The following is a 12,197-nucleotide window of genomic DNA, read 5'->3' on the forward strand; positions in this document are numbered from 1 at the left end:
CGCGAAGGAGCCCTACCCGTTCTTCGTGTCCCTGGAGCGCCGGCGGGAGGAGACCTGCTCGCGCGTGGTGTGCCACCGCGACCGGGCCTGTTCGACCACGCTGTCCCACTCGCGGCGGACCTCGTCGTCGGAGGGACGGTCGCCCGCGCGGATCCGGACGAGTTCATCGCGCATCTCGTGCCCGAGGGCCGCCGACGCGACGATGACGAACATCGCGGCGAAGAGCGCCGAGATCATCGCGAAGACGGCGCCCACCGCCCCGTAGCGTGCGGCGTAGGAGTTGAACAGGCGCGGCAGATACACGGTCGCGCCCACCGAGTAGAGCGCGGTCGCCACGCCCGCCGTGACGCCGAAGGGCAAAAGGTCGCGCCAGGGGATCCGCTTCGCGGACAGCGCCCAGCCGCTCCAGACGAGGAAGGCGACGCTCACCGGGATCTCGCACACCGAGGCCGCCACGCCCAGCTTGCTCCCCCCGAGAACCGCGTGCAGCCACCCTGTGACGGCCGCGTACCCGGCGAGCCCGAGGATCCACCACAGGCCGTTCCTCGTGTTGCGGACACTCAGCGGGGGCAGTTCCCAGGTCTGCTCGAACAGCCGCTGCGAGGCGCGGGCGAAGCTCAGCACGGAGATGATCAGGAACAGGCTCCCGAAGACACCCACGCTCGCGCTGGCGCTCTCGGCGGGGGCCAGGAGCGACTTGACCGCCGCGGCACCCTGACCGGTGAGGCCGTAGCGCTTGATGATCCGGTCGGCGGCGTCGTAGTCCGAGAAGCTGCTCAGCACGGCGCCGATGAGAATCGTGAGGGGGATGAGCGCGGTGAGCGCGCTGGACGCCAGGGCCATCGAGCGGTCGAAGCCCACGATCTTCTGGAACCGGCTGACGACGCGCAGCGCGAACGCGGGACGCAGCCAGAACGTCAGCATCCTGACGAGGCGCTCGCGATTGATCCCCGCCGTCCTGTCCTCCATGTCATCGGGCCCGGTATGGCGCTGCGAGCGTAACGGACGGCCGTCCCGGCCGGGACGGCCGACACGGCCCGCCGTCCGCGTCCGGGCCGGGCGGTTTGTGCGGAGCCACCCGGCCGGCCGGGTGGCTCCGCGGCCGGCAGGCGTTCGACGCGCTCATTCCTCCTCGGACAGGGCGATCTCCGCCCAGATCGTCTTCCCGCGGGACTCGGGCCGGGTCCCCCAGCGCCGGCTGACCTGCCAGGTGAGGTAGAGGCCCCGGCCGCCCTCGTCGGCCTCCTCGGCGTGCCGGAGGTGCGGCACGGTGCTGCTGTCGTCGGTCACCTCGCAGGCGATCGCGGATCCGTCGAGAATGAGGCGCACGCAGATGGGACCGTCCGAGTACCGGACCGCGTTGGTGACGAGTTCACTGACCACCAGGGTGACGGTGAAGGCGTGCTGCTCCAGCCCCCAGTCCGCCAGCGCGCGCTCGGCGCGGGAGCGTGCCTCGCCGGCGGACGCGGGGTGGTTGGGCAGCGTCCACGAGGCGACCTGGTCCGGTCCCAGACCCCGGGTACGCGCCAGCAGCAGGACGGCGTCGTTCTCCATCTCCTCCGGTGCCAGCTTGTAGAGCACCTCGTCGCAGATCTCCTGAAGCGGCCGGTCGACCGGCCGCAACGTGTCGCCGACACGCTCCAGTAGTTCCTGCGGGTCGTCCGAGACGGCACGCAGCATGGCGGTGTTGGACAGCAGGATGACGCTGCCCTCGGCGAGTTCGAACTCGGCGCTGCCGTACTTCGCCAGGCCACGGCCCAGCGACGGCCCGGCGGGCACCACGGCGTATTCGACGGTCCCGTCGGGCAGCGCGAGCACCGGAGGCGGATGCCCCGCGCTGGAGACCGAGCAGCGGCGGGTCACAGGGCTGTAGACGAGGTACAGGCAGGTGGTGTCCTGGCGCGCGTCCTCCATCGCGGCGCCCGGGCGCCGCGGCCGTTCTCCATGGAGCCGGGTCACCAGGGCGTGCAGCCGTTCCAGGACCTCTTCGGGGGCCAGGTCGAGGACGGCCAGCGCGCTGATCGCGGCCCTCACCTCGCCCATGGTGGCGGCCGCCTCCAGGCCCCGGCCCACCGTGTCACCGGCCACCAGGGCCACCCGCGAACCGGACAGCGGGATCACGTCGAACCAGTCCCCGCCCGCGCCCAGCGGGCAGTAGCTGTACGCGGTCTCGACCGCGTCGTGGCCGAGGACCCGGGCCGGCCGCAGACTGAGCTGCAGGACACGCCCGGCCGAACGCTCCCGTGCGTACAGGCGGGCGTTGTCCAGGCACAGGGCGACCCGGTCGGCGAGTTCGGCGGCCAGCGCGAGGTCGCCGTCGTCGAAGGCGTGCGGGGTGCGGTCCCGGTAGCAGTGGGCCAGCCCGATCACGGAGCCGCGGGCGGTGAGCGGCAGCACGAGCAGCGAATGCGCCCCCGCCTCGGTGAGACGCCGCCCTCGCACCGGCTCCCGGTCCATCCAGTCCGCGTCCGGGGTCAGCTGCTGGACGGCGCGTGGCCGGAGGTCGGACAGGCACTGCGCGAAGGGCGTCGCCATGGACAGGCCGATGACCTCGCCGATGGAGGGCAGGTACCGCTCGGCGTCCAGGGCGGAGGAACGACGGCTCGTGCACCGCAGGGCCCCGTACTCGAAGAGGGTGCCCGGAGCGCCGGCCTCGCCCCGCAGGACGGAGTCCAGGACCTCGACCACGACCGTGTCGGCCAGCGCGGGAACCATCTCGTCGGCGAACTCCTGCGCCGTACGGAAGATGTCCAGCGTCGTGCCGATGCGCCCTCCCGCCCGCTCCAGCAGGGCCAGTCGGTCCGCCGCCCGCTTGCGCTCGGTGATGTCCACCACCGCCGTCGCCAGCCCCAGGACTCCGCCGGTGGCGTCCTCCAGCCGGAAACACGAGACCGACAGCACGATCTCGGCCTGGTCGGAACTCAGATGACCGCGCACCTCCACGTCCAGCGCGGGCACGCCCGTCTCCAGCACCTCGAGCAGCGTCGCCTCGTAGTTTCCGGTGTAGAAGTCACGACCCCACTCCCTCGGGTGGCGCCCCAGTGCCTCATCCAGGGCGAACGCCTTGACGTAACGGGCCGCCGTGTTGAAGCGCACCAGACGAAGCTGTGTGTCGAGGACGTGCAGACCCACGGTCGACTCGGAGAAGAGCGCGCCGAGAATGGCCTCGTCCAGCTCCGCGTCCGGCCGGCCATGTCCACCCAGCGATGCAACCATGACACTTCCGTAGACCGTTGACCACCTATACATTCTGTTTTGTCAGGGTTCCACCATATTCGCTCACCGGCGACGCGCGACCGGAGCGCCGGTGCGGCCCGGCGGTCCCCGATCCGCGCCGCGGGCGCCCGTCGGCCGGAGCGCCCGTCCTGCCCATGTCGGGCAGGACGGGCGCGGAGGCGGCCCTAGAAGGGCGACAGGGTCAGCCGCATCGCCGTGGGTGCGCCGTCCTGGATGAAGGAGGCGAAGTCGGCGACGTCGTCGAAGGCGAAACCGTAGGCCTTGCCGTCCTCGGTGGCCGCGTGAACGGTCTTGGAATAGTGGTTGGTGAGCTCGGTCCGGTAGAAGTCGGCCGCGGAGACGGTCGGCTGTGCCGGGTTGCTGAGCAGGGTGGAACGGTTGAACCCGGCACCGAGCACGGCGGCCACCGGGCCGGTCGTGCCGTCGTTGGGCGCGGCGAGGGTGCCGTCACAGAAGAGGACGTCACGGGTGGAGGGCTTGGCGAACGAGACGGAGGCGGGTCCGTCGAACGTGAACCGGTCCGCGCGGACCCGGCCGGTGAACGTGCCCGCGTTGGTGGTGACGGTCAGGTCCTTGCCGGTGTACGTGCTCCACACCTCGTCGATGTACGGGGCGAGGTAGTCCTTGGCGAACACGCCGGAGTCCAGGCCGTGGCCGGGGGCGATGATTCGGAGGTCGTCCACCACGAGGGGCGCGAAGTCCTCGTTCTGCTTGATCGCGGCGAAGGCGGCGGCCCGTCCGCCGTCGCGGATGGTGCCGGTGGTCTGCTCCTTGGCCCCGTTCAGCCGGATGTTCATGGGCACGCTGAACATGTCGACCATGGTCGTGTTGCAGAACATCCCGGCGGAGTTGTAGGTGAACTCCGCGCAGTCGTGCAGCACCCCGAAGCTGGGGTCGGAGGTGACCCAGCCGGCCGGGAACTGGAGGGCCGCGTTGCCGTTGCCGTCCTGGACCGCCTTGAACTTCAGTTTCGCGCCCAGCGACACGTAGACGCGGCCCGACATGAACGGGAGGCTGAGCCGTGTCTCGCCGCTCGCGGCCAGGGTGAGCGCGTAGTCGGTGAATCCGTCCGCGCCGTTGTCCGAGAGGGAGATCGGCGCGAGTGTGCCGTCCTGGGTGACGCGGACCTGCTTTCCGTCCTGGTTCCCGACGATGTACACGTACACCGACCCGTTGCCGAACGAGCCGCTGTTGTTGACGATCGTCAGCGGGAGCGCACCCGCGGCGGCCTTGGTGGACGCGTCCGTCTGCCCGGCCATGGCGTACGGCGCGATCGCCGCGATGGCGGGTGCGGCGACGGCGGCGCCGCCGAGGGCGAACAGGGCCTTGCGACGGGTCAGGTTCCGCTGGTGACGAGACGTCATATGACGGGTACTCCTTGGTGCTTGTGCCTGGGAAAGGCGGTGGGGGGATGTCTTTTTCGGGCGGACAGCAAGCGTTGAGAGCGCTCTCCGCCCGTGGTGGACGACACCGGTGGGCACCGATGCTACGCACGAGCTGTTGAGAGGCCAACTGCCGCCGCCGCCCGCCAAATCGCCCTGACCTGCGGCTACTTGCTGAAGCAGACGGTCCCCATGGTTGCTTAAGACGCGTTTAACCCGCACTTAAGAAGGAGGGTTCCGCTTCTGGAGCGCGATCCGCCCGGTCTGTCGCGGATCCACCCCGATCGGCCGCCGCGCTCAGTTCCCGCCCGGCGGTGTGTCCCCGCCCACGGCCCCGGACGAGCGGTACACGAACGTCGGAAAGGCCTGCCCGGTCACCCGTGTCCAGGCGGGTACGACTGCGTCCGGGTATTCCGCGCGGGCGTCGGCGAACGCGGTGACACAGCGGGCGTGGACGTCTGTCCGGCCGGTGCGGCGGGTGAGTGAGAGCAGGGCGCGCAGCGCCGCGACGGCGTCGTCGGCCCGGCCGTCGGCCAGATGGGCGCGGGCCTCCTCGTCGAGCGCCCGGGCGAGACCGGAACGGGTGGCGGCCAGGGAGGCCGTGTACCGGCCGGCCTCGGGACCCGCCGACTCGTCGACGAGGACGGACTCCGACTCCGCGTAGCAGGCGACAGCCGCCCCGTGGTCGCCGGCGCGGCGGAGGGCTCGGCCGAGCACCCGTAGACGGCGGGCCGTCACGGCGTGGTGGGCCGACCAGTCCGACTCGGCCAGACGGCGCGTGAGAGCGACCGTCTCCCGTGCGGCCCCGACCGCGCCGTCGAGGTCTCCGTCGTCCAACCGCAGTCGGCTCAAGTCCTCCAGAACACGCGCGAGTTGCGGCTCGTGCGCCATCGGGTCGAACTCCGCCGCACGCCGGTACGCGGCCACGGCGCGTTCACCGGCCCGGACCGCTTCACCGCGGTCGCCCGCCGCCGTGTGGCAGTCGGCCAGCCGCTCGAGACAGACGGCGAGGAGAGAGTCGTGGGTGTCCGGCCGTTCACCGACGAGCGTGGCACTCAGGTCGACCGCCTCCCGTCGGCAGTTCAACTCCGCGGCCCGGTGCCCGAGTTCGCCGAGTTGGTCGGCAAGGCAGTCCAGCGCCAGGATGAGCAGGGGTTCACCCGCCGTCCGGTCCCGGTCCGCCAGGGTCCGCGCTTCGGTCACGGACTCCTCCGCGGTCGTGCGCGCGGCGGACCGGTCCCCGGTGGCCGCCAGGCAACGGGCCAGGTCCACGAAGAGCCTCACCCGCAGCGGCCGTACGGCCTCGGGCGCGACCCGCAGCATGATCGGGTCGGCGGCGTCCCGGGCCTCCCTGCCGACGGACAGCGCCTCCTCGTGCCGGCCCAATGTCACCAGCCCCGCGGTGAGTTCGCACAGTACGCGTACACGCACCAGGATCGCGTGGCTCACCTCGCGCAGCGACATGTCCCGCAACAGCCCGGCGCACTCCTCGTAGGCGGCCACGGACTCCTCCGTGCGGTTCAGGGCAGCGAGCACCAGGGCGTAGGTGCGCAACGCGCCCGGCAGGGTGCCAAGGGTCCGGTCCCGTCGGGTGAGGACGAGGCGACGGTAGGCGGCCACGCACTCCCCCGCCGAGACCAGCGCGTCGTCCGGTCGCGCCAGGCCGAACTGCGCCTGTGCCCGGAGATGCAGGTGCAGGGCCCGCTGCGCCGGCGACCACCGGGCGCCCGGTACGGCCGAGGACGCGTCCAGCGCCGTGCACGCCTGCTCGCAGCGGTTGACGAGCATCAGCGTGTAGGCGTGCCAGACAAGACTGCGCGCCAGCAGGTCACGGTCGCGCGGACGGGCGCCTTTCCCCTCGGCCAGCGCCCGGTACACGGCCGTCGCCTCCTCGGCCCAGGCCAGCCGACGCCACGACGGGGGCGGCCGCAGCAGCACCCAGCCGGGGGCCACGCAGTGCGTCAGCGCGGCGCCGAGCAGCCGCCGCCCCGCACCAGGACCGAGCCGGGCCGCCGCGCGCGGCAACGGCAGCAGTACACGCACCAGCCCCATCGGCGCCCCCTTCCGGGATCCTCGTCCAAAGGACAGCCGGGCACCCGTATTGGTTGCCCGGAGAGCGCGGACACAGGCTGTCGTTCCGGTGGGAACACAGCTCCGATCCCTCATGCGTACGGAGGCTGTCGCCGCTCGGTCGCCGGTGGGGCGACCGGTGGTCCGGGCCGACAGCCTCCGTTCGCGGACTACTTCAGACCGTAGGCGCGGATCACCTCCTGCGTGATGCGGTTGCCCGCGTCGTCCCAGCCCTCGGCCTTCAGCGAGACGTAGCCGTAGTGCGGGGCGTCGTAACAGGCCGTCCAGGTACCGGACTTGCCGGTGACCTTGACCGGCTTCCACGTGGTGCCGTCGTCGTACGAAACCGACAGCGTGGCGCCCTGGATCTTCCCGGTGCCCACCGCGTCCTCGATGTGGCGAGGCGTCAGGGTGAGTGTCTGACGGCCGCCGCGGGCGTCGTTCGCGAGGTCGGTGGCGACGCCGTAGTCCATCTGGAGCACGGCCATGTGTTCGATCTTCGTCGGGTCGGTGACCGGGTCGGACTTCACCTGCCAGACCGTGTGGGTGCGGGTGGACAGCCGGTAGGTGTCCGCGTCACGCTCTGCGGTGAGGTCGAGGGTGTAGACCGACGGGGTCGTCGGCGCGGGGTAGATCGTGGCGGCCTGCGAGGCGCTGGTCTTGATCAGAGTGCCGTCCTGATAGACCTTCAGGCTCTTCTTGTCACCGCTCTGCATGACGCCGGCGTGCTGTCCCGCACTGCTGTCGGCCCAGGGCTGGACGTTGAACGCGATCTGGGCCTTCTGCCGCTGCGACCACCAGTAGGTGCCACCGTTGGCGGGCCGCGTCACCGCCCCGAAGAAGTCACGGACCTGCCGCGATCCCGGCTTGTACGCGTTCCGCACGCTCTGCGAGGAGAGCGCCATTCCCGGCCCGGTGGCCAGGTTCTCCACCCACCGCGCGCCCGGCTGCGTCGAGACGTAGTCGGTGCGTGTGCCGGGGATGTCCAAGCGCTGCAGGTACCCGGAGCCGTACTTGCGGTACGGACGGAAGCCCGACCGGTACTCGCCGCTGGGCGTGGTGGTGGTGCCGTGGAAGCGCATGTCCACGGTGGCCAGATCGGACGAACGGGGCCGGTAGGTCAGCCCGGTGGACGGGATCTGTCCCGGGTGGGCGTCGGAGAGGTCGTACACGTACGGGGAGTTGGGCACACCCTCGGCCTCCAGCCGTCCCCGGCCGCGTTTGGCGTCGGCGATCAGGGCCGCGCCGTCGCGCGCGGTGAGGGAGAACACCGGCACGGCACTGTAGTTGCTGCCCGTGGTGCCGACGTACTCCAGCAGCTTGCCCGGCCGGTCGTTGACGACGATCAGCAGCCCGGCCCCGGCGTCGGCCGCGGCCTGTGCCCGGTCGACGGCGGAGATGGCGTCCGAACGGGTCACCAGCGCCACCTTGCCCTTGGCGCTCACCTTCGCGTACTCGGCGGCGGTGCCGGTCCCGGCGTACACCACGTCCAGGCGCCTGTGACCGTCGTACAGCGCGGAGCCGCCCTGGCCCATCGGCCGGAGCTCACGGCCGTCGTGGGTGAGGGTGAGGAACGGGACCGCCTTGCGCCAGCGGGTCTCGTACTCGAAGCTGCCGGTGGTCACCTTGCGGGTGGGCAGCACGAACATGCTGTCGTACTTGGCGGCCAGCAGGTACTGCACCTCCAGGATGCCCAGCCCGTACTGGTTGAGGTCCGAGCCGTCGGCGCGGTACCAGTTCATGGACAGCACCCGGTCCTCGGTCCTGCGCGGGACCTCCGCGGTGACCTCGCGGGTGCGGCTCGCGTCGAGGGCCACGTCACGGTCCTGGTCGAGGACGACCTCGGGGTCGCCCATCAGCGCCATGCCGACCGAGTCCGGGCCGTGGCTGCCGGGCACGTCCAGGTAGGTCACCAGGCTGTAGGTGCCCTCGCGCAGTCGCAGGTCCAGCGTGCCGCTGTCGTCGATGGTCTGGGAGTACGGGTCCTCGTTGGCCCCGAAACGCTGGACCTCGACCCAGCCCGCCGTCGGCTTGCCGGAACGGTCCTTCAGGGTGACGTGCAGGGTGTGGCGAGCGTCCTCCCGGTACAGGCCCAGCTGGGTACGGGCGAGCGTCGCGCCGGAGGAGGCGTCCGCGGCGGTGATCTGGCCGAGGTAACGGCGGCCGTCGGCGCCCAGGCCCGGCGCGGCCGTCGCGGTGACCGTCGCGGTGCCGTGGGCGGGCACGGTCACGGTGTCGGCGGAGAGGGTGAACATGCCGTCGGGGGCGGGCTTGCCCTTGTCGGCGGTCGGCTCGGTGTCGTACGGGCCGCCGGCGACGGTGGCGTTCAGCGCGAGGTTCAGCTCCGCGGGAAAGTCGCCGGTGTTGGTGTAGATGACGGTGCGGTCGACTGAGCTCGCGCCGTCGTGCGGCCAGGCGTCGATGCCGAAATAGGCCGAGCCGGTCGCGGTGACCGTCGCGGCGGTGGCGGCGCCGAGGTCGGCGCGGCCCGAGCCCACCTGGTAGGCGGTGTAGGCGGACAGCTCCTTGGACGTGCTCATCAGCGCGTCCTTGAGCTGGTGCGCCTTCCAGTCCGGGTGCTCCTGGGCGAGGATCGCGGCGGCGCCCGCGACGTGCGGCGTCGCCATCGAGGTGCCGCTCATCGACTGGTACCAGCCGGTCGCGGCGCTGCCGCCCGCCTTGGCGGCCAGGACGGCGACGCCGGGCGCGGAGATGTCGGGCTTGAGGGCGTAGTCGTTCAGGCGCGGGCCCTGGGAGGAGAAGGACGCGCGCTTGTCGGCGGAGTCCACGGCCGCGACGGTCAGGGCCTCGTCGGCGACTCCGGGACTGCCCATGCTCGCCTCGCCGCCGGAGTTGCCGGCCGCGATCACGAACAGGGCACCGCTCTCGTCGGTGAGCCGGTTCACCGCCTGGCTCATCGGGTCGGTGCCGTCGGACGGCTCCGAGGAGCCGAGGCTCATGCTGATCACCTTGGCGCCCTGGTCGACGGCCCACTCCATGCCGGCGATGATCCAGGAGTCCTGGCCGTAGCCGGCGTCGGAGAGCACCTTGCCGACCAGCAGGTCGGCACCGGGCGCCACGCCCTTCTCGGCGCCGTCCGAGGCGGCGCCGCTGCCGCCGACGGTGGAGGCGGTGTGGGTGCCGTGGCCGTGGCCGTCGTCGGCGGTCTCGTCGGGGACGAAGCTCTGCGACCCGGAGATCCGGTCGGCGAGGTCGGGGTGGTGGGAGTCGGCGCCGGTGTCCAGCACGGCGACCTTGACGCCCTTGCCGTCGAGGCCCTTGCCCCAGGCGGCGGGCGCGCCGATCTGCGCGGTGCTGTCCTTCAGGGTGGCCTTGACGCGGCCGTCCAGCCAGATCTTGGACAGCCCCTGGCGGAGCTTGGCAGTACCGGCCGCCGCCGATCCGTTCAGGGCTTCCGCGGAGGCGTCGGTGGCGGAGGCCGTGGGCGCGACGGACCGCCACAGCTTCCGGGTCTGCTTCTTGGCGGCGCGCACGGAGGTCGCGTGGATCGCGGGCAGGTTGCGCACGCGGGTGGCGCCGCTGGGCGTGCCCTGGGCGGACGGCGCCGTCTTGGAGCCGTAGCCCAGGATCAGCGGGATGCCGTCGCTGTGGGCGTCGTCGTAGCCCTGCTCGATCAGGGCGGTGACGTCGAACAGCCGCCGGTCCAGCCGGTTCGCGGCCAGGTAGGGCAGCACCTCGTCCGGGTAGACGTAGAGGTCGCCGCCGACGGTCTCGGTGCGCACGCCTCCGAGAGCGCCGGGCGGGCGGGTCACGTCGGCGGTCTGCTTGCCGCCGGAGAGGCCGGTGACGCGTACGACGTCACCGGTGAGGAGAGTGACGGTGTGCTGCCCGGAACCTGAAGCCGCAACGGGGTTCGCGGCGAGGGTCGCTGATGAGTCGTCAGCCACCGCGAGAGGGGGTGGCAAGGCCAGGGACGTCAGAACGGCCAAGGTGCCGACCGCTGCCGCGAGTGGCGTTCGGCCGCTGCGGCTGGGAGGTATGCGGGAGATCATGGAGCGCTTTCTACCGGCCCCGGACCTGCGGAGGGAACAGCGGGCCGATGGCACGAAAGCGCCACGTCTCACATGTGCCAGATCGAAGAACTCCCCACAAACACAGGGGAGTTATCTCATTCGCCGCATCCTTGGGCCGGCCGGGTCACGCCCTGCACGGACCCCCTCCCGGACACCGTCCGGCCCATGCACCCTCGCCGGGTCGCGGCCCATCCGCACACCCTCACCGGGCACCGTCAGGCCCGCGTGCCCGCGCCGGGCACCGCCCGCCCCGCACCCTCGCCGGGCTCCGGTCCTGTCAGGAGCCGGCGGCCGGACCGGTCGGTTCCGTGGCGGCGGGGGCGGAGGTACTGACCCCGCCGGTCGAGCCCGGCTCCGGGGTCTCCGCGGAGCTGCTGTCGGGCGAGAACACCGCCACGCCCACGAGCACCGCCAGCAGGAAGACCACGGCTCCGGCGGCCGCGCCCACGACTCTTCGCCGGTCGGCGAGGAGTTCGCCGACCCCCGAGCGCGGGCGTCGGCGCGACCGGTGCCCGCCGCCCGCGGTGTCCCTCAGCACCGACGGCAGAGCGTACGTGGTCGCGGGGCCCGTGGCCCTGACGGCCTGCCGGTGGCGCCCCGGCTCCGGCATCACCGCCGGGAGCGGCTCGGCACGCCCCTGCCAGGAGCCCGAGCTGTACCAGGCGGCCGCCTCGATCGCGGTGGGGCGGTCCTCGGGCTGCTTCGCGAGCAGGCCGAGCAGATGGTTCTCGAAGGCGGGCGGCAGATCGGCGCCGAGCTCGCGCGGCGGGGTGGGGGCGGTGTCGAGATGGTGGTGGAGGACCGCGACAGGGCTGCCCGCCTGGAACGGCGGCCGTCCGGTGAGGAGTTGGTACAGGACACAGCCCAGCGAGTACATGTCGGAGGGCGGCCCGGCGGTCTTGCCCAGGGCCCGTTCGGGGGCCAGGTACAGGCTGGTGCCGACGATCTGCCCGGTCGCGGTCAGACCGCCCGCCGGATCGTCCATGAAGCGGGCGATCCCGAAGTCGCCGATCTTGACGCTTCCCTCGGCGTCCAGGAGCAGGTTGCCCGGCTTGATGTCCCGGTGCACGATGCCCTGTTGATGCGCGGCGGCCAGCCCCGCGGCGGCCTCGGCCGCGATCCGCGCGACCCGGCCGGCGGGAAGTCTCCCGGCGTCGGTGAGGACACCGGCGAGACTGTCGCCCTCGACCAGCTCCATCACGAGGAACAGCCGGTTCTCATAGGCCCCGAAGTCCAGAACACCCACCACATGGCGATGATTGAGCAGGCCCGCGGTCTGGGCCTCCAGACGGAACCGGGCCGCGGCCGTCGGGTCGGCGTCCTGGGAGAGAAGCAGTTTCACGGCCACGGACCGGCCGATCATCTCGTCGTGGGCCCGCCACACCTCCCCCATCGCGCCCCGCCCGAGAGTGGTCTGCAGCCGATACCGCCCCGCTATCAGCACTTGTGCTTCATCCTCACGCCGTTGGGATTC

Annotated in this window: 6 protein-coding genes; all 6 read right to left on the reverse strand. The window is 71.9% G+C overall.

Annotated elements, in window-relative coordinates; translation table 11 throughout:
- Nucleotides 1-12: 12 nt before the first annotated feature.
- Complete coding sequence (locus OG780_RS04155; protein WP_328444785.1) at nucleotides 13-969, reverse strand: YhjD/YihY/BrkB family envelope integrity protein; 957 nt, start codon at nucleotides 967-969, stop codon at nucleotides 13-15.
- 153 nt (nucleotides 970-1,122) lie between these two features.
- Nucleotides 1,123-3,216, reverse strand: coding sequence for a SpoIIE family protein phosphatase (locus OG780_RS04160; RefSeq protein WP_328444787.1), 2,094 nt, complete (start codon nucleotides 3,214-3,216; stop codon nucleotides 1,123-1,125).
- A gap of 185 nt (nucleotides 3,217-3,401) precedes the next feature.
- A complete protein-coding gene (locus tag OG780_RS04165; RefSeq protein WP_328444789.1) occupies nucleotides 3,402-4,601 on the reverse strand; it encodes a beta-1,3-glucanase family protein in 1,200 nt (399 codons plus the stop codon).
- Nucleotides 4,602-4,916: 315 nt separating this feature from the next.
- Entirely contained in the window at nucleotides 4,917-6,671 is a 1,755-nt protein-coding gene (locus OG780_RS04170; protein WP_328444791.1) for a hypothetical protein, read from the reverse strand.
- Nucleotides 6,672-6,859: 188 nt separating this feature from the next.
- Nucleotides 6,860-10,597, reverse strand: a complete 3,738-nt coding sequence (locus OG780_RS04175; protein WP_328444793.1) for a S8 family serine peptidase — start codon at nucleotides 10,595-10,597, stop codon at nucleotides 6,860-6,862.
- A gap of 403 nt (nucleotides 10,598-11,000) precedes the next feature.
- Entirely contained in the window at nucleotides 11,001-12,167 is a 1,167-nt protein-coding gene (locus tag OG780_RS04180) for a serine/threonine-protein kinase (protein WP_328444795.1), read from the reverse strand.
- Between the last annotated feature and the right edge of the window lie 30 nt (nucleotides 12,168-12,197).

Origin of the sequence: Streptomyces sp. NBC_00386 (assembly GCF_036063235.1) — a bacterium.
Classification (GTDB): domain Bacteria; phylum Actinomycetota; class Actinomycetes; order Streptomycetales; family Streptomycetaceae; genus Streptomyces.

What these genes read in the sequence shown, in the direction of transcription:
- OG780_RS04155 (WP_328444785.1), bottom strand. Translation starts at nt 969, where the DNA reads ATGGAGGACAGGACGGCGGGGATCAATCGCGAGCGCCTCGTCAGGATG.
- OG780_RS04160 (WP_328444787.1), bottom strand. Translation starts at nt 3,216, where the DNA reads ATGGTTGCATCGCTGGGTGGACATGGCCGGCCGGACGCGGAGCTGGAC.
- OG780_RS04165 (WP_328444789.1), bottom strand. Translation starts at nt 4,601, where the DNA reads ATGACGTCTCGTCACCAGCGGAACCTGACCCGTCGCAAGGCCCTGTTC.
- OG780_RS04170 (WP_328444791.1), bottom strand. Translation starts at nt 6,671, where the DNA reads ATGGGGCTGGTGCGTGTACTGCTGCCGTTGCCGCGCGCGGCGGCCCGG.